Below are 18,114 nucleotides of genomic sequence, written 5' to 3' on the forward strand. Positions count from 1 at the left end.
AGAAGGTAGGTCAGTCGTGTACGCGATCGTGCGCAACGGTGGACGTCAGCACAAGGTTGCTGTTGGCGACGTCCTGGACATCGACCTGGTGTCCGAAGAGGTCGGCGGTACCGTCACCCTGCAGCCGCTGCTGCTGGTTGACGGCGACAAGATCACCTCTGACGCCAAGAAGCTCGGCAAGGTGTCCGTCACCGCCGAGGTTCTCGGTATGACCAAGGGTCCGAAGATCCGGATCATGAAGTACAAGAACAAGACCGGTTACAAGAAGCGCCAGGGTCACCGTCAGCGGTACACCCAGGTCAAAGTCACCGACATCAAGGCCTGAGGAGACTAGAGATGGCACATAAGAAAGGCGCGTCCTCGACGCACAACGGCCGCGACTCGAACGCTCAGCGTCTCGGCGTGAAGCGCTACGGCGGCCAGCTCGTCGGAGCCGGCGAGATCATCGTCCGCCAGCGCGGCACCCACTTCCACCCGGGCGACGGCGTCGGCCGCGGTGGCGACGACACCCTGTTCGCCCTTGTCGAGGGCCAGGTGGAGTTCGGTGTGAAGCGCGGTCGCCGCGTCGTCAACATCGTCACCGTCTGATCAGGTAAAACACTTCGAGAACGGCCCTCCGGGGCCGTTCTTGCTATTTTCGGAAGAACCGGTATTCAGTTCCGGCAGATTGGAGCCCATCGTGGCTATTCCCTCATTCGTCGACCGCGTCAAGTTCACCGTGCAGGCCGGCAACGGCGGGCACGGTTGCGCCTCTGTGCACCGTGAGAAGTTCAAGCCCCTCGGTGGCCCGGACGGCGGCAACGGTGGCGACGGCGGCTCTGTCATCTTCCGAGTGGACGACTCCATGTCGACGCTGGTGGACTACCACCGGCAGTCCCTGCGCAAGGCGAACAACGGTGAGCCGGGCAGGGGAGACAACCAGCACGGCGCGAAGGCCGGCGACATCATCCTCGACGTGCCCAGCGGGACCATCGTCACCGACGCGGACACCGGCGAGGTGCTGGCAGACCTGACGGAGCCCGGCGCCGAGTTCGTCGTGGCCCAAGGCGGCCGGGGTGGCCTCGGCAATGCTGCGCTGGCCACCGCTACGCGCAAGGCCCCCGGCTTCGCGCTGCTCGGTGAGGAGGGCGAGGGCCGCCAGGTCCAGCTCGAGCTCAAGGTGGTGGCCGACGTCGGCCTGGTCGGGTTCCCCTCGGCCGGCAAGTCGTCGCTGATCGCCGCCATTTCGCGGGCGCGGCCCAAGATCGCCGACTACCCGTTCACGACGCTGGTGCCCAACCTCGGCGTGGTCGTGGCCGGCGACGTGACCTACACCGTCGCGGACGTGCCCGGCCTCATCGAAGGCGCCTCTGAGGGCCGGGGCCTCGGCTTCGACTTCCTGCGCCACATCGAGCGGTGCCAGGCCATCGTCCACGTCATCGACCTGGGCACCTATGAACCGGGCCGCGACCCGATCTCCGACCTTGAGGTCATCGAGGGCGAGCTCGCCGCCCACGGCGGGCTCGAGGACCGCGTGCGGCTCATCGCGCTGAACAAGATGGACCTCCCGGACGCCCCGGATCTGGCGGAGATCTCCCGCCCGGAGCTCGAGAAGCTCGGCATGCCCATCTTCGAGATCTCCACCAAGACGGGCGAGGGCCTCAACGAACTGAAGTACCGCATGGCGGAGATCGTCGCGGCACGCCGGGCCTCGCTGCCGGAGGCCGCCGCGCCGAAGACGGTTCTGCGTCCCGAGCCGGTGGCGCGCAAGCGTGGCTCCATCGAGGAGTTCACCATCGCCAAGAAGGGCGACGGCGAGGGCGGCTTCGTCTGGCGCGTGCGCGGCGAGAAGCCCGAGCGCTGGATCCGACAGACGGACTTCAACAATGCGGAGGCGGTGGGCTACCTCGCAGACAGGCTCAACCGCATCGGCGTGGAGAACAAGCTGCTGGAGATGGGCGCCGAGGCCGGCGACGCCGTGGCGATCGGCAGCGGCGACAACCCCGTCGTGTTCGACTTCGCGCCGCAGATCGACATCGGCGCGGAGAACCTCGGCCGTCGTGGCGAGGACATCCGCCTGGATTCGGAACGGCCCTCGGTCATGAAGCGTCGGCGTCTCGATGCGGAGTACCATGCCGCGAAGGCGAGCGTGGATTACGCCGTCACCGGCATGGACCCCGAGGGCGAGGATGACGAGTAGGACAGCGGTCTCCCAGGCGAAACGTGTTGTCGTCAAGGTCGGGTCGTCATCACTGACCCTGCCTGACGGCCATCTCGACCACCGCCGCATCGCGCGGCTCGCGGACTCGCTCTCCGCACTGCACCACCGGGGCGTCCGGGTGGTTCTGGTCACCTCCGGGGCCATCGCGGCCGCCCTCGCGCCCCTGGGGCTGCGCCGCCGGCCGCGGGATCTCGAAACCCAGCAGGCTGCCGCCGCCGTCGGGATGGGGCTGCTCATCCGGCACTATTCCGATGCGTTCGCGGAGCACGGCGTCAACGTGGCGCAGCTGCTGCTGACGGTCGAGGACGTGCTGCGCCCCAAGACCTACCGCAACGCTCTCAACACCATCTCGCGGCTCTTCCGCCTCGACGTGGTGCCGATCATCAACGAAAACGACACCGTCGCCACCCACGAGATCCGCTTCGGCGACAACGACAGGCTCGCCGCCCTCGTCGCCCACCTCGTGCGGGCCGATGCGTTGGTCCTGTTGAGTGACGTCGACGGCCTGTACACCGCGCACCCGGACACTCCCGGGGCGGAGAAGATCACGGTGGTCGAGGACATCGCGGAGTTGAAGGTGGACACCTCCCGGCTCGGCTCGCGGGTGGGCACCGGCGGCATGCAGACGAAGCTCCAAGCGGCGGACATCGCGACGCAGGCCGGGGTCAGCGTCGTGCTGGGCCACGCCGACGACCTGGAGGAGGCGCTCGCCGGCGCCGAGGTGGGCACCTACTTCCCGGCCCGCAGGAAGCGCCGTCCGCGCCGACTGCTGTGGCTGGCGTTCGCCGCGGAGCCCAGGGGCTGGCTGCACATCGACGCCGGGGCCAGGCGGGCACTGCTCGCCTCGAAGGCGTCGCTCCTGCCCGCGGGCATCCGTGAGGTGAAGGGCACGTTCGCAGAAGGTGAGCCGGTGGAGATCATCGGCCCGGACAACGAGCCGCTCGGCAGAGGTTTTGCCGGCTATTCGAGCGCGCAGTTGCAGGCCGAGGCCGGGCACTCCAGCACCGAGGCCGGGCACACCCGGCAGCGCCCCGCGGTCCACCGCGACGTGATGATTCTGAACGACTGAACCCCTGGGCCCGTCAGGCCGATTGGTCTAGTCCGGCGGCGCGACTTAAGCTGGCAGACGTGATTGAGGTCTTCGGCTGGTTCGCAGCTGCACTGGGCGTGTCGTCCAGCATCCCGCAACTGGTCCGCATCCTCAGGTCGGGCACCAGCGCCGGCGTCTCGTTGACGCTGTGGCAGCTGGTCACCGGTAGCACCGCCGCCTGGGCCGTCCACGGCTTCCTCTCACAGTCGCCGCAGATGCAGGTGCCGAACGTGCTCCTCACCGTGGCTTCGCTGGCCATCGTGGTCTTCGTGCTGCGCGACCGCGGCGAGCCCGTCGCCCGCCACCTCGTGCTCCCCGTCGTCGCAGCGCTGGCACTCTCCGGCCTGAACCTGTGGCTGGGGCCTGTCTTCTTCGGCTTCGCCGTCCTGGTGCCGCAACTGGTGGGTCAGTTCGCGCAGTTGCGCGAACTGCTCACCGCACCCCATGTCGAGGGCGTCTCCGGCAGCTACCTCGCCCTGATGCTGCTCGTGCAGGCCATGTGGTTCGGCTTCGGGATGTTCAAGCCGGACTGGGCGCTGATCATCTGCGCCGGGGCCATGACGCTTTCCTGCGTCGCGAACCTCGCCGTCTACCTGGTGCGGCGGGCGCGCGCAGGCCGCACCGCGGACGTGGTCGCCGCCTCCTGACCCCGGAGGGCTGGCCTAGACTCTCGGGCATGGACTTTCGTGATCAGGCCATCGCTGCCCGCCAGGCGTCCGTCGAGCTCGCCACGCTGAACCGCGCACAGAAGGACAAGGCCCTCCAGGCCATGGCTGACGCGCTGGCGGCCGCTGAGCAGGACCTGCTCGAGGCCAACGAGGTCGACGTCGCCAACGCCCGCAGCACCGGCACCGAGGAGTCCATCGTCGACCGGCTGAAGCTGACCCCCGCGCGCATCGACGGCATGGTGCAGGGCCTCCGAGACCTCGCGGCACTGCCGGACCCCGTCGGCGACGTGGTCCGCGGTTGGAAGCTCCCCAACGGCGTCTCCGTCCGCCAGGTGCGGGTCCCCTTCGGGGTGGTGGGCATCATCTACGAGGCGCGGCCCAACGTCACGGCAGACGCTGCGGGCATCTGCCTGAAGTCCGGCAACGCCGCCCTGCTGCGCGGCTCGTCGTCGGCCCTCAACACCAACCGCGTCACCATCGCCGCGCTGCGCAAGGGCCTCACCGACGCCGGGGTCACTGCGGATGCGGTGCACCTGATCGAGGGGGGCCGCGAGGTCACCGGTGAGCTGATGCGGGCCCGCGGCCTGGTGGACGTGCTCATCCCGCGCGGCGGCGCCGGCCTGATTCAGGCCGTGGTGGACGGCTCCACGGTGCCCGTGATCGAGACCGGCACCGGCAACTGCCACATCTTCGTCGACGCTGACGCCGATATCGACCAGGCGATCAGCATCCTCTTGAACGCCAAGACCCAACGGCCCAGTGTGTGCAACGCCGCCGAGACGCTGCTCGTGCACCGCGACATCGCGGACGCGTTCCTGCCCCGCGCGCTGGAGGCCCTCTCCGGCGCCAGCGTCACCGTGCACGGAGATGACGCCACCCGCGCCTACTCCGACGCCGTGGTGCCTGCCGTCGCTGACGAGTACGACGCCGAGTACCTCACGCTGGACCTGGCGACGAAGGTGGTGGACTCCCTCGACGAGGCCCTGGCCCACATCCGGGCCCACACCACCGGCCACTCCGAGACCATCGTGACCCGTTCCCGCACCTCCGCGGACCGCTTCGCCGCAGAGGTCGACGCGGCCGCCGTCCTGGTCAACGCGTCCAGCCGGTTCGTCGACGGTGGCGAGTTCGGCTTCGGCGCCGAGATCGGCATCTCCACCCAGAAACTGCACGCCCGCGGCCCCATGGGCCTGCCCGAGATGACCAGCTCCAAGTACGTCATCGAAGGCGCCGGCCAGGTCCGCGGCTGAGCAAACGACCCTGACCACCACCACTGATTGCTAGGATCCCCTGCCATGAACCTTCTTCTGGAGACTGCCACCGAAGCCCCACTCGTGCCGAGTTGGGTCATGGGCGCAATTGTGCTCGTGATCCTCCTGGGCGTGGTCGTCTGGCTCATCGGCTTCGGATCCGGTCGGCCCAACAGCCGGTGACGTCGACGGAACTGGGGGAGGCGCGGCTGCAGCGCCCGGGCCGCTGGCGCCTGGGCGTCATGGGTGGCACCTTCGACCCCATCCACCACGGCCACCTCGTGGCCGCCTCGGAAGTGGCTGCCCAGTTCGGCCTCGACGAGGTCGTCTTCGTGCCGACGGGCGTGCCCTGGCAGAAACGGCACCGTAGGGTCTCGTTGGCCGAGGACCGCTACCTGATGACCGTCATCGCGACGGCCTCGAACCCCCGCTTCTCCGTCTCGCGCGTCGACATCGACCGCGAAGGCGACACCTACACCGTCGACACGCTCCGCGACCTTCGGGCTGAGCGTGGCGACAACACGGACCTGTTCTTCATCACCGGTGCAGACGCGTTGCGCCAGATCCTGACGTGGCGCGGCGCCGAGCAACTCTTCGACCTGGCCCACTTCGTCGGGGTGACCCGGCCCGGCGTCCCCATGACGAAGGACGACCTGCGCCACCTCCCGGAGAGTGCGGTCACGCTCCTCGAGGTCCCCGCGCTGGCCATCTCATCCACAGACTGCCGCGACCGCGTCCGGGGCCACCAGCCCATCTGGTACCTCGTCCCGGACGGTATCGTGCAGTACATCGCCAAGCGGGGGCTGTACCCGGCCCCCATGACAGGAGTTCCTGATGACCATTGCTGACGACGTGCTCGAGCCCGTCCGGATCGCCGCCCAGGCCGCGGCCGACAAGAAGGGCCACAGCATCGTCGCCTTCGACGTGTCGGAGCAGCTGTCCATCACGGACGTGTTCCTCATCGCCTCGGCAGGCAACGAGCGCCAGGTGGGCGCCATCGTCGACGGCGTGGAGGAGGCCCTGCTCAAGGTGGGCCGCAAGCCTGTGCGCCGCGAGGGTGACCGCGAGAACCGCTGGGTGCTGCTCGACTACATCGACTTCGTCGTGCACGCCCAGCACACTGAGGAGCGGCTGCTGTACAACCTGGAGCGGCTCTGGAAGGACTGCCCCCAGATCCCGCTCGACATCCACCTGCCTGAGGAGGCAGACGAGGAACTGTGAGGATCGCTCACGCCACCCGTCTGGTGCTGCTCCGGCACGGTGAGACGGACCACAACGCCCAGGGCCGGTTCCAGGGCCATGCGGACATCCCCGTCAACGACATGGGTCGACGGCAGGCCGAGGCCGCCCGGGACCGTCTGGCGCCTTTCCACTTCGACGCTGTGTACACCTCGCCGCTCGTGCGTGCGGCGGAGACGGCCCGCATCGTGCGGCCCGAGGCTGAGCTCGTCGTCGACCCACGGTTGATGGAGATCAACGTGGGCTCGTGGGCAGGCCTCACCTGGGCCGAGGTGCACGCGCTGATGCCGGATTATGAGGCCAAGTACGCCGACGGCGTCGACTTCCGGCGCTCGCCCGAGGGTGAGACGCTCGCAGAGGTGGTGGAGCGCGGCAGGCCGGCGCTGCTGGAGATCGCGGGGCGACACGACGGCGGCACCGTGCTGATCGTCTCCCACGGGCTGTTCCTCAACCGTGTGCTGCACTCGCTGCTGGGCCTCGAGGGACGGGTGCTCGGCAGCCTCACCAACGCGCACCACTCCGAAGTGGGCCACGCGCACGGCGCCTGGCGCCTGCTGGCCCACAACGTCGGCTGACCGAACAGCAGAGCACCCACGCCCGGGGCGGGCGTGGGTGCTCTGCAGTTGCGGGTCAGACGCGCGGTTGGCGCTCGATCCACTGGGCCAAGTCGACGCGCGGCCCGGTGAAGAACGGGGTCTCCTCCCGCACGTGGAGGCGGGCCTCAACGCCGCGCTGGTGGCGCATCGCGTCGGTGAGCCGGTGCAGTTCGTCCGCCTCGAAGGCGAGGATCCACTCGTAGTCGCCCAGCGCGAAGGCCGACAACGTCGAGGCGACGACGTCGGGGTATTCACGGCCGGCGATGCCGTGCTCCATGAGCATCTTGGAGCGGTGCTCTTCGTCGAGGTAGTACCAGTCGAAGCTGCGTACGAAGGGGTAGACGGTCAGCCAGGGGCGCGGGGCGAAGCCGGCGAAGCAGCTGGGCACGTGGGCGCGGTTGAACTCGGACGGGCGGTGCACCGCCACCACGGACCACACGGGGGAGAGGTAGTCGCCCAGCGCGCTGCGGCGCAGCGCGTGGTAGGCGGCCTGCAGCTTCTGGGGGTCCTCGGAGAGGGTCCAGACCATCAGGTCGGCGTCGGCGCGGAAGCCGGCGACGTCGTAGAACCCGCGCACGGTGACGCCCAGGTCTGCCATCTTCTGCTCGACCGACGTGAGGTCCACATCGAGGGGCAGGGGAGCGGCCAGCTCGAACACCGAATACATGGCGTAGAGCGACTGCTGGTTGATGGCCTCGAGGTCGACATCGGTCTGGTCGCGTTCGTCGCGACCGGGGTGCTTGCTCATCTCAGGTGCCTTCCTCAGGTGGTTGCTGGACGGGGCAGGCAGCACCGTGCCGTCGAGAACTGACAGATGGTGGTGTCTTCCGCTTCGCCCCTGGCCACAGCCGCGCGGAGCAGCAACTTGTCCACGAGCATCGCGACGAAACCCTCATCGGTGCCGACGGTGGCGGCCCTCTCGTAGGGGAGGCCGAGGCGCTCAGCGGTCTGCTTGCCCTCGGTGTCGAGGTCGTAGGCCACCTCCATGTGGTCCTTGATGAAGCCGAACGGCACCGCGACGACGCCGGCCACGCCCTCTTCCGCGACCTCTTCGAGCCGGTCGTTGATGTCGGGCTCCAGCCACGGGATGTGCGGGGCGCCGGAGCGCGAGCAGTAGGTGAGCTCCCAGGTGAGGGTCTCGCCGAGCGTCTCGGACGCCTCGCGGGCCACCGCCTCGGCGACCCTCAGGTGCTGGGCGCCATAGCGGCTCTCGGGCTCGCCGGTGGCGGAGGCCTGGTTCATCGTGAGCGGGATGGAGTGGGTCACGAACAGCACCCGCAACTCGCCGTCGCCGATGCGGGCCCGCATGGTGCGCACCCCGTCGACGACCGCGCGGGCGTTGGCGGAGACGAACTCGGGGGTCTCAGCGAACGGGTCGATCTTGTCGATCTGGATGTCCTTGCCGTCGCGGGCGCCCAGGAGGTCCTCGCAGTACTGGCGGCAGCTGGAGTAGGAGCGGTACGCGGAGGTGGCCAGCGCGAGAACGCGGGTGTGGCCGTCGCCGATCAGCTCGTCGACGGTGTCGCCCATGTAGGGCGTCCAGTTACGGTTGCCGATGACGACGGGCACCTCGACGCCACGGCGGGCCAGTTCGGCGCGCACCGCCTCCATGAGGGAAGCGTTGAGCTCGTTGATCGGGGACTTCCCACCGAACAGCATGTAGTGCTCGGAGACCTCCAGGAGGCGTTCATCCGGGATGTTCTTGCCGGCGGTGGCGTTGCGCATGAACGGCAGCACGTCGTCAGGTTTGTTCGGTCCTCCGTAGGAAGCGAACAGCACTGCGCTGTAGGGCTCGAGGGTCACATGGCCTCCCTGTCGAGGGTTGAATCCAGATCAGTCACGCTCAGGCTGGTTGCCGGGCAGGAATCTGTCTCCAGGGCGTCGGCGTCGATGCCGGGGGTTTCCCCGATGCCGTAGAGCTCCGCCATGGCGTTGAGGTATTCATCCGTGCGGCCGCGTTGGGCGGCCAGCTTGGCACGGGTGGAGGGGATGTGGAGCAGGCGGGTGGCCAGCCGGCGCAGCGCCAGCGCCGCGTCGTCGTGCGACAACGGGCGGTTGGGCAGGCGGGTGACCTCGTCGTCCACGAGGCCCATGACGGCCTCGCGCAGGCCCACCACGGCGGGGTCGACGACGCGGGCGCGGAGCTTGGTGCGCGCCTCGGCGAGGCCTTCGTTGACGATCGACTGGGCGCGGCGGGTGTCCTCCGCGATGCCGGAGCCGACGGACTGCTGGATGGTGGCCAGGTCCACGACGTGCACGCCGGGCAGCGTGGCGACGGCGGGATGGACGTCGCGGTTGAGTGACAGGTCCAGGAACCGTGCGGGGCCGGTGACGTCCGCGGGGGTGACGACGTGACCGCCGCGGCCCCGGCACGTCACCACGACGTCTGCGGAGGGCAGCGCGTCGGGCAGTGATTCGATGTGGCCGATGCCGTGGCTCTCGGCGAAGTGGGCCCCGCGGCCGCTGGCGGAGTGGACCATCAGGTTGGTGACGCCGCGGGTTCGTGCAGCAGCGACCACGGCGCCCGCGTAGGAACCGGTGCCCACCACCAGCACCCGGGCTGAGGGCCAGTCCGCGACATCGATGAGGTCCAGGCCGGCGCTCACGACGGAGCGCCCGGCGCCCTCGAGGCTGGTTTCGCGAGCGACGCGGCGGGAGGTCTTCAGCGCCTCCTCGACGGCGATGTTGAGCGGCAGCGACGTGTGGCCGAGGTCCTGGGCATCCATGAGGGCGCGGCGCAGCTGGCCTGCGATCTCGCGCTCGCCCACCACCATGGAGTCGAGCCCCGCGGCGACGCGGAAGACGTGCCCGAGGGCCGCCTCACCCAGGTACAGGTCCCAGGCCGGCGGGGTGGCGAAGTGGTCGTTCAGGGCGGCTCGCAGCTGACCCGGCGTGGCCTCGCCGTTGGTGTCGAGGATGATCTCGACGCGGTTGCAGGTGCTGAGCACCACGGCGCCGGTCACTTCCGGCACGTCGCGGAGCCGGTCGACCATCCCCTCGATGTCGGCGGCAATCCGCTCGACCTCGGACAGGCCCTGCCGGTTGTGCTGAATGGAGAAGACACGCATTGTCACAGTGAGCCCCATTCAACCACCTTTGCCCGATAGGGCAGAATCGAACTCACCATGAGTTCACTGCTTTCAGCCCTCATCGGGCAGCGTCCCGAGAAGCTCCCCGTCTGGTTCATGCGCCAGGCCGGCCGCTCCCTCCCCGAATACAAGGCCGCCCGCGTGGGCACCACCATCCTCGAGGCCTGCCTGAAACCCGAGTTGGCGGCGGAGATCACGCTGCAGCCGGTGCGCCGCCACAAGGTGGACGCAGCCATCTTCTTCTCCGACATCATGACGCCCCTGGTGCTAGCAGGCGTCGATGTGGACATCGAGCCGGGCATCGGGCCCGTGATCGAGAACCCCATCCGCACCGCCGCCGACGTCGACAGGGTCGTCGGCCACCGGATCGAGGACCCCTCGGCGATCTCGGAGGCCGTGCGGCTGGTCGTCGCAGAGCTGGGAGAGAGCACTCCGCTCATCGGCTTCGCCGGCGCCCCGTTCACGCTGGCGGCGTATCTGGTGGAGGGCCGCGGTTCGCGTGACCACCTGCAGGCCCGCGCCATGATGCATGCGGATCCGGCGGCGTGGCACAGGCTGCTCGACTGGGCCGCGGAGCTCTCGGGCGAGTTCCTGAACGTGCAGATCGACGCCGGCGCCCGCGCCGTGCAGCTGTTCGACTCCTGGGCCGGCTCCCTCAGCCGCGCGGATTACACCGGGAAGGTGCAGCAGCACTCGGCCCAGGTGATGGCCGCGGTCGAGGGCCGCGTGCCCCGCATCCACTTCGGCGTCGGCACCCGCCACCTGCTCACCGACATGGCCGAGATCGGCGTCGAGACCCTGGGTGTCGACTACCGAACGCCCCTCGACGAGGCCGCCTGGCTCGTGCCGGGGGTTCCGCTGCAGGGCAACATCGATCCCGCGATGCTCGCCGCCGGCTGGGACGCCCTGGAGGCCCACACCCGCGATGTCGTCGAGCGCGGTCGCCAGGCACCCGCGCACGTCGTGAACCTGGGCCACGGGGTCCCGCCCACCACTGATCCCGAGGTGCTCACCGACCTGGTGGCCCTCATCCACGAGCTGTGAGCGGCTCGCGCGTCGCCGTCATCGGTGGCGGCCTCGCCGGAGTGCTGTCCGCCCTGCGGCTGCAGGAGGCGGGTCACACCGTCGAACTGCGGGAGGCGGCGCCTCGGCTGGGCGGCATGATTGCGCCCCTGCGGCTCGGCTCCGTCGAGGTCGACTCGGGCGCGGAGGCCTACGCCACGCGTGGCGGGGTCGTGCGGGCCCTCTGCGAGGACCTCGGACTCGAGGTGGCGGCGCCCCAGGGCACGCCCCACATCTGGTGGCGGCATGGCACCTTCCCCATGGCTGAGGGCGTGCTGGGCATCCCCAGTTCGCTCGACGACCCCGCTCTGGCTGTCCTCGAGCCGGATGAATTCGCCGCCGTCGCGTCCGAAGCGCAACTCGGGCGCCACGTCGGGGCCACGGCCACGACGGTGGGCGACCTGGTGCGGGCCCGCCTGGGCGAGGCGGCCCTCGCCAAGCTGGTGGCCCCCGTCGCCCAGGGCGTGTACTCCCTGTCGCCGGACAAGATGCCGCTCTCGGCATTCGCGCCGACGCTGCTGGAGGCGCTGGCCACCGAGGGTTCGCTGCTCGCGGCGGTCGCGCTGGTGCGCGGCCCGGGCAGCGCCGCCGTCGAACAACCGATCGGCGGGATGTTCCGCCTCATCACCGCCATCGCGGAGCGTTTCGTCACGGCCGGCGGCAGCGTGCGCACCTCGGCGTCGGTGTCGTCGCTGCGCCGCGGGGGATCGGGCTTCCTGCTGACGCTGCATGACGGTGAGGTGCTGGACGTCGAGCGTGTCGTCATCGCTACCCCGGCCGCACCCGCCGGAGTACTGCTGGGCAATCTCGGGGTCGAGATCCAGGTGCCTCCCGTCCGGACCGCCCGCTCGGCGTTACTCGCCGTGACCACACCTGCGCTCGATGCCCATCCCGTCGGTTCGGGCGTCCTGTTGGCGGAGCGCGACGACACGCTCCACGCCCGCGCGCTGACCCACTACTCGGCCAAATGGCCGTGGGCTGAGACCGGGCAGCACGTGCTGCGCCTCAGCTACCCCGAACACATCCTGGCCACACGTGCGGACGCCCTCCGGGACGCCTCTCGGTTCGTGGGCGTGGAGATCCAGGAGCACGAAGTGCTCGGCTTCGCGTCGGTAGGCTGGGATTCAATGCCCACCCGCATCGACGCCTCGAACCGCGACTTCATCGTGGAGACGGCGCTCGAGGCCGGCGTCGATCTGGTCGGCGCCTGGCTGGACGGCAATGGGATCGCCGCAGTGGTGGCGGGAACGACAAGAGTGGTGAGATGAAGCTGAAGCTGGGCACCAGGGGATCAGCCCTCGCCGTGGCGCAGTCGGAATTGATCGCCGATGCGCTGCGCGACCGGGGGCACGAGGTTGAACTGGTGCGGATCCGCACCGGCGGCGACGTGGAACGCGGCTCCCTCACCCAACTCGGTGGGCTGGGGGTCTTCGCGGCGGAATTGCGCACCGCCCTGCTCGACGGGGTCTGCGACTTCGCCGTTCACTCACTGAAGGACCTGCCCACCGCTCCGGTGCCGGGCCTGAGGATCGCCGCCATCCCGCTGCGCGCCGACGCCCGCGACGCGCTCTGCGCCAGGGACGGGCTCACGTTCGACCGGTTGCCCACCGGGGCCACCGTGGGAACCGGGTCGCCCCGCCGCGTCGCCCAGCTGCGCGCCCAGCGGCCAGACCTGCTCTACGTCGACATCCGCGGGAACGTGGGTACGCGGTTGGCTCGCGTCAACACAGACGACCTCGACGCCGTGGTGCTCGCCGCCGCGGGCCTCCAGCGGCTGGGCATGACGCAGCACATCACTGACTACCTGACCATCCTTCCCGCCCCTGGCCAGGGCGCGTTGGCCCTGGAATGCCGCACCGACGACGAGGTGCTGGCCGCAGAGCTCGCCGCGCTCGAAGATCCCGAGACGAGGCTCGCAGTCGAGGCCGAACGTGTGGTGCTGGAGAATCTCGGTGGCGGCTGCGCCGCGCCCATCGCGGCCCACGGTCACGACGGCGAACTCGAGGCCGCCGTCTTCGCGCTCGACGGTCGCAGGTCGGTGACCGCCAGGGTCACCCTGAGCGACCACGCCGGGGCCATCGCCGCCGAGGAACTGATGCAGCTCGGCGCTGAGACGGTGGCGGAGCTGACCGCCTCGCGTCCGTCGCGGCTGGCTGAACTCCATGACGACTCGTCGCTCTGGGGCGGCGAGGACGTGCTGGCAGGCCTGCGCATCTTCGTGCCGCGCGCGGACACCGGAGACCTGGTGGGCGCCCTCCGCGCCGCGGGCGCCGAAGTGGTGGCCGAGCCCGTCCAACGCCGCGTGACACTGCGCCCAGAGGGCAGCTTCACTGACGCCGACTGGGTGGCGCTGACGTCGCCCGCCACGCTGGAGGTGCTCGACGAGTTGGGGATGACCATCCCCGAGCAGGCCCGCGTGGCAGCCGTCGGTGCGGCGACGGCGCGGGCGGCGCGCGAACGCGGCATCGACGTGGACCTGGTGCCGCAGGGTGCTTCCAGCGCCGCGGCCCTCGGTGAGGCCTGGCCCGCGGGCAGCGGACGGGTCGTCATCCCCGGGTCCGCGCTGTCGTCGACGGTGCTGGCAGAGGAAGTGAGACGCAAGGGCTACGCGGTGGACCAGTTCGCGGTCTACACCATGGAGCCCCTGGACGACGTGCCCGGCAAGCTGCGGGGCGAGTATGAACGGTGCCTGTTCGACGTCGTGGTGATCCTCGCGGGCTCGATGGGGCGCGCCGTGGACCAGCTGCTGGGGTGGCCGCAGGGTCTGCAGGTGGTGGCCTTCGGCCCGCCGTCGGCCGCCGCGCTGCGCCAGCTGGGCGTCGAAGTGGCCGCTGAAGCCCGCACCCAGGACGCCGAAGGGCTCATCCACGCCATAGCCAACCTCCCGAAGGGACATCGATGATCCAGTTCCGACCACGCCGCCTCCGCACCACGGCGGCCATGCGCCGGCTCGTGCGCGAGATCGAGGTGCGTCCCTCGCAGCTCGTGCTGCCCATGTTCGTCTCGGACGTGCCCGGGCAGATCTCCTCCATGCCCGGCGTGCATCGCCACGGCATCGACCAGATTGCGCGCGCCGCCGAGGGTGCAGTAGCCGCCGGAGTGGGCGGGCTGATGCTGTTCGGCGTGCCGGAGGACGCGGCCAAGGATGAGCAGGGCTCGCAGGGCTGGGCCGAGGACGGCATCCTGCAGCGGGGCCTGCGGGCCGTACGCGACGCCGTCGGGTCTGACACGGTCATCATGGCCGACACCTGCCTCGACGAGTTCACCACCCACGGGCACTGCGGTTTCCTGACCGCGGACGGCGCCGTCGACAACGACGCGACGCTCGCGGCCTACGTCTCGATGGCCATCGCCCAGGCCGAGGCAGGGGCCCACGTGGTGTCGCCGTCGGGGATGATGGACGCCCAGGTGGAACACATCCGGGCCGGCCTCGACGGGCAGGGGTTCCAGGACACCGCCATCCTCGCGTACGCCGCGAAGTACTCCTCGGCGTTCTACGGACCCTTCCGCGAGGCGGTCGGCTCGTCCCTGCAGGGGGACCGGCGCACCTACCAGCAGGACCCGGCCAACAGGCGCGAGGGGCTGCGTGAGGCCGAGCTGGACCTGGCCGAGGGCGCCGACATCGTGATGGTGAAGCCCGCCGGCTACTACCTCGACGTGCTCAGCGACGTGGCCGCCGCGTCGGACGTTCCCGTGGCCGCCTACCAGGTGTCCGGCGAGTACGCCATGATCGAGGCGGCCGCGGCGCAGGGCTGGATCGACCGCCGCGCCGCAGTGACGGAATCGGTGACCGCGATCGCGCGGGCCGGTGCAGATATCGTGCTCACCTACTGGGCGGAGGAGTTGGCGACGTGGCTGAAGTGAACCTGTTTGCGCGGGCGAAGGAGATCATCCCGGGCGGCGTGTCGTCGCCCGTGCGGGCGTTCGGCTCAGTCGGCGGTGACCCGGTCTTCATCCGCGAGGCCCGCGGCCCGCATGTCGTCGATGTCGCCGGGCGTGAATACGTGGACCTCGTCTGCTCCTGGGGGCCTGCGCTGCTCGGCCATGCCCACCCGCAGGTGATCGAGGCCGTCAGGGAAGCGGCCGGCCGTGGCCTGTCCTTCGGCGCGCCCACACTGGCGGAGGTGGAACTGGCTGAGGCCATCCACGCGCGCGTCCCGGTGGCGGAACAGGTGCGCTTCGTCTCCACCGGCACCGAGGCCACCATGACCGCCATCAGGCTGGCGCGCGGCGCCACCGGCCGCGACGTCATCGTCAAGTTCGCCGGCTGCTACCACGGGCACTCCGACGCGCTCCTCGCCGCTGCCGGTTCCGGCGTCGCCACCCAGGGCCTGCCTGGTTCCGCCGGCGTGACGGCTGCGGCGGCAGGCGACACCCTCGTGGTCGAGTACAACGACCTCGAGGCGCTCGCCAGGGTGTTCGACGAGGCGGGGGAGCGCATCGCGGCCGTCATCACGGAGGCCGCGCCCGCCAACATGGGCGTGGTTCCGCCCGCTCCGGGCTTCAACGCGGCTCTCCGCGAGCTCACCGCCCGCCACGGTGCGCTGCTGATCGTCGACGAGGTGCTGACCGGTTTCCGGGTGGGGCCGGGCGGCTGGCTCGGTCTCGAGGGCGGCTACGCCCCGGACATCGTGACGTTCGGCAAGGTCGTTGGTGGCGGCATGCCGCTGGCCGCGCTCGCCGGTCGCTCTGAGGTCATGCAGTTCCTGGCCCCCGTCGGGCCGGTCTACCAGGCGGGCACCCTGTCCGGGAACCCGCTGGCCACCGCGGCGGGCCTCGCCACGCTGCGCCTGGCCGACGACGCCGTCTACGCCCACGTCGACCGCCGCTCCCTGGAGCTGCAGGCGGCCGTGACGGAAGCGCTCACCGCAGCCTCGGTGCCGCACACCATCCAGGCGGCCGGCAGCCTGTTCTCCGTCTTCTTCCGAGACGGTGCCGTTGCCAACTACGAGGACGCCAAGGACCAGGACACCCAGGCCTTCGCCCGCTTCTTCCACGCCATGTTGGACGCCGGGGTGGCGCTCCCGCCGTCGGCTTTCGAGGCCTGGTTCCTCTCGGCGGCCCACGACGACGCGGCCATGGCCCGCATCACGGACGCCTTGCCGCTGGCGGCGCGGGCTGCCGCTGATTCATGAGAGGCTAAGCAGCAATCACATCGGAAGGATCTGTCGTGAAGCTTCGGTTGGGTACGCGTGGTTCAGCATTGGCGCTGGCACGCTCCGCGATGGTTGCTGAGCTCCTCAGGGCGCAGGGCCATGAAGTCGACATCGTACGGGTGGCCACGGAACACGTGGACACCATCCACATGGCCGAGGGCTACTCCCTCGGCGTGTTCGCCCAGGAACTGCGCACGTCGCTGCGCAGCGGCGCGGTCGACGTCGTCGTGCATTCCGTCAAGGACGTCCCACTGTCCGACCGCCCTGAGGACCTCACGTTCGCCGCAGTGCTGAAGCGTGGCGACCATCGCGATGCGCTGTGTTCGCTCAGGGGCATGCCGCTGGCTGCGTTGCCGCGCCGCTCCCGCATCGGCATCACGTCGCTGCGGCGCCTCGCCCAGTTGCGCGCCCTCCGCCCGGACCTGACGTTCGTCGACGTCGGCGGCACCCTCCAGGACCGCCTGCGCCGGCTCGAGCCCGGCGACCTCGACGCCGTGGTCGTGTCGGCCGCCGGGGTTCATGCCCTCAAGGTGGAGGACCGGGTGGCCGAATACCTGCCCATCCTCACCGCACCCGGTCAGGGCGCACTGGCGCTCGAGTGTCGCCGGAGTGACCAGGAGACGCTGGAGGCGGTACGCGAACTCGACGACCTCGAGACCCGCATCTGCATCGAGGCCGAGCGCGCAGTGCTGACGGGTCTCAACACCACCTACCTGGCCCCTGTGGGAGCCCTGGCCACCCGCCGCGGCATCCTCGGCCTGAAGGCGGGCATCTTCTCGATCGACGGCACCAAGCGCACCGTCCTGGAAATCGGGTTGCCCACCTCCGAGTACCACGCGCAGCGCACCGGTCACAACGTGGCCGAGGCCTTGAAGGCGCGCCGGGCAGACCGGTTCATCACCGCGGAGGCGCTGGAGACCGTCAAGATGACGGCTGACCACGCCGACGACTCCACCTTCATCGAGAGCTCGGAGGACGACGACCGCGTCAGGGTGCTGTTGCCCCGCCAAGAGGGGCGGATCAGCCAGGCCATGCGCGAGAACGAGTTGCGCGTGGACTGCGTGCAGCTCCAGGAGGCACGCCTGCTCTCGGCAGACAACATCATCGGCGACGCCGACTGGGTCGTCATCCCGTCAGGGCAGACGGTGTGGGCGTTGCGCGAACGAGGCTGGGACATCCCGGCGCACACGAAGGTCGCGACGATGGGCTCCACCACCCAGCGCACCGTCGAGGATTCGGGCCGCCAGGTTGATCTGAGCCCCGAAGGCACCGCCAGCTCCCAGAAGCTCGTCGAGCTGTTCCCGCCGGCCGACGGTGAGCAGCGCGTCGTCATCCTGTGCGCGGACCAGCTCTCCACCAAGCTGGAGACCGGGCTCCGCGCGAAGGGCTACACCGTCGATCGCAGCGAGATCTACACCATGGCGGACGTCGCGGAGATCGACCCGGCCCTGCGCACCCGCTGGGACGACGGGGCGTGGGACGCGGTCTTCCTCAGCCAGCCGTCGCTGGCCCATGTGTACGCCAAGACGCTCGGTCACCGCGATGACGTCCGGGTGCTCGCCTGGGACGAGGCCACTGCGGCTGCTGTCCGTGAGGAGGGCGTCGACGTCTTCGCCGTCGCCAAGTCGAAGGACACCTTCGGTATCGCTGATCTCGCCCGTCAGCTCCACAAGGCGCGCCGCTAGTCCTGCGTGCCGACGGGGGAGGCTCGGAGTGCGCGAGATGGTTCCGCACACCGGGCCTCCCCGTCGATTATTCCGGGGC

Annotated in this window: 19 protein-coding genes and 1 pseudogene; 17 read left to right on the top strand and 3 right to left on the bottom strand. The window is 70.0% G+C overall.

What is annotated here, in order from left to right:
- Positions 1-16 precede the first annotated feature (16 nt).
- From rplU to ACX1DX_RS02430, 10 genes are all read left to right on the top strand, one after another.
- On the top strand, positions 17-325 hold the full coding sequence (rplU, locus tag ACX1DX_RS02385; RefSeq protein WP_076059234.1) for a 50S ribosomal protein L21: 309 nt from the start codon (positions 17-19) through the stop codon (positions 323-325).
- An 11-nt stretch (positions 326-336) separates the two neighbouring features.
- Complete coding sequence (rpmA, locus tag ACX1DX_RS02390) at positions 337-588, top strand: 50S ribosomal protein L27 (protein ID WP_076059232.1); 252 nt, start codon at positions 337-339, stop codon at positions 586-588.
- Positions 589-679: 91 nt separating this feature from the next.
- Positions 680-2,179, top strand: a complete 1,500-nt coding sequence (gene obgE / locus ACX1DX_RS02395) for a GTPase ObgE (RefSeq protein WP_459397537.1) — start codon at positions 680-682, stop codon at positions 2,177-2,179.
- Entirely contained in the window at positions 2,169-3,269 is a 1,101-nt protein-coding gene (gene proB / locus ACX1DX_RS02400; protein ID WP_076059227.1) for a glutamate 5-kinase, read from the top strand. Before obgE ends, proB begins: the two co-directional genes overlap by 11 nt.
- Positions 3,270-3,328: 59 nt before the next feature.
- Entirely contained in the window at positions 3,329-3,937 is a 609-nt protein-coding gene (locus ACX1DX_RS02405) for an SWEET family sugar transporter (protein WP_459397538.1), read from the top strand.
- A 29-nt stretch (positions 3,938-3,966) separates the two neighbouring features.
- A complete protein-coding gene (locus tag ACX1DX_RS02410) occupies positions 3,967-5,208 on the top strand; it encodes a glutamate-5-semialdehyde dehydrogenase (RefSeq protein WP_459397539.1) in 1,242 nt (413 codons plus the stop codon).
- 45 nt (positions 5,209-5,253) lie between these two features.
- Positions 5,254-5,391: a hypothetical protein gene (locus ACX1DX_RS02415; RefSeq protein ID WP_158069036.1), complete on the top strand. Its 138-nt coding sequence runs from the start codon at positions 5,254-5,256 to the stop codon at positions 5,389-5,391.
- Entirely contained in the window at positions 5,388-6,056 is a 669-nt protein-coding gene (gene nadD / locus ACX1DX_RS02420) for a nicotinate-nucleotide adenylyltransferase (protein WP_459397540.1), read from the top strand. Before ACX1DX_RS02415 ends, nadD begins: the two co-directional genes overlap by 4 nt.
- Entirely contained in the window at positions 6,043-6,429 is a 387-nt protein-coding gene (rsfS, locus tag ACX1DX_RS02425; protein WP_459397541.1) for a ribosome silencing factor, read from the top strand. The genes nadD and rsfS overlap by 14 nt, the downstream gene beginning before the upstream one ends.
- Entirely contained in the window at positions 6,426-7,022 is a 597-nt protein-coding gene (locus ACX1DX_RS02430) for a histidine phosphatase family protein (protein WP_459397542.1), read from the top strand. Before rsfS ends, ACX1DX_RS02430 begins: the two co-directional genes overlap by 4 nt.
- A 55-nt stretch (positions 7,023-7,077) precedes the next feature.
- On the opposite strand, the gene hemQ is transcribed toward ACX1DX_RS02430, so the two are convergent.
- From hemQ to ACX1DX_RS02445, 3 genes are read right to left on the bottom strand one after another with little or no spacing between them, the layout of a single operon-like run.
- Positions 7,078-7,791, bottom strand: a complete 714-nt coding sequence (gene hemQ, locus ACX1DX_RS02435) for a hydrogen peroxide-dependent heme synthase (protein ID WP_459397543.1) — start codon at positions 7,789-7,791, stop codon at positions 7,078-7,080.
- A gap of 14 nt (positions 7,792-7,805) precedes the next feature.
- A complete protein-coding gene (locus tag ACX1DX_RS02440) occupies positions 7,806-8,846 on the bottom strand; it encodes a ferrochelatase (protein ID WP_459397544.1) in 1,041 nt (346 codons plus the stop codon).
- Positions 8,843-10,111 carry a glutamyl-tRNA reductase gene (locus ACX1DX_RS02445; protein ID WP_459397545.1) on the bottom strand — a complete coding sequence of 423 codons (1,269 nt, stop codon included), beginning with the start codon at positions 10,109-10,111 and terminating at the stop codon, positions 8,843-8,845. The genes ACX1DX_RS02440 and ACX1DX_RS02445 overlap by 4 nt, the downstream gene beginning before the upstream one ends.
- Positions 10,112-10,168: 57 nt before the next feature.
- Between ACX1DX_RS02445 and hemE the strand changes: the two genes are divergently transcribed.
- The 7 genes and pseudogenes from hemE to hemC (ACX1DX_RS02480) all read left to right on the top strand — a co-directional run bounded on the left by hemE (position 10,169) and on the right by hemC (ACX1DX_RS02480) (position 18,035).
- Positions 10,169-11,176, top strand: coding sequence for a uroporphyrinogen decarboxylase (gene hemE / locus ACX1DX_RS02450; protein ID WP_459397546.1), 1,008 nt, complete (start codon positions 10,169-10,171; stop codon positions 11,174-11,176).
- Entirely contained in the window at positions 11,173-12,462 is a 1,290-nt protein-coding gene (locus tag ACX1DX_RS02455; RefSeq protein WP_459397547.1) for a protoporphyrinogen/coproporphyrinogen oxidase, read from the top strand. The genes hemE and ACX1DX_RS02455 overlap by 4 nt, the downstream gene beginning before the upstream one ends.
- Positions 12,459-13,343 (top strand): annotated as a pseudogene (gene hemC, locus ACX1DX_RS02460) (hydroxymethylbilane synthase); the annotation flags it as partial. The gene ACX1DX_RS02455 and the pseudogene hemC (ACX1DX_RS02460), both read left to right, overlap by 4 nt.
- A 153-nt stretch (positions 13,344-13,496) precedes the next feature.
- Entirely contained in the window at positions 13,497-14,096 is a 600-nt protein-coding gene (locus ACX1DX_RS02465) for a uroporphyrinogen-III synthase (RefSeq protein ID WP_459398162.1), read from the top strand.
- Positions 14,093-15,058 (top strand): porphobilinogen synthase, encoded by a 966-nt coding sequence (gene hemB / locus ACX1DX_RS02470; RefSeq protein ID WP_527252161.1) that lies wholly within the window; start codon positions 14,093-14,095, stop codon positions 15,056-15,058. The genes ACX1DX_RS02465 and hemB overlap by 4 nt, the downstream gene beginning before the upstream one ends.
- Positions 15,046-16,329: a glutamate-1-semialdehyde 2,1-aminomutase gene (gene hemL, locus ACX1DX_RS02475; protein WP_459397548.1), complete on the top strand. Its 1,284-nt coding sequence runs from the start codon at positions 15,046-15,048 to the stop codon at positions 16,327-16,329. Before hemB ends, hemL begins: the two co-directional genes overlap by 13 nt.
- A 35-nt stretch (positions 16,330-16,364) precedes the next feature.
- Complete coding sequence (hemC, locus tag ACX1DX_RS02480; protein ID WP_459397549.1) at positions 16,365-18,035, top strand: hydroxymethylbilane synthase; 1,671 nt, start codon at positions 16,365-16,367, stop codon at positions 18,033-18,035.
- The last annotated feature ends 79 nt before the right edge of the window (positions 18,036-18,114 follow it).

The sequence above is a fragment of the Tessaracoccus zhenghani genome (genome assembly GCF_054552775.1).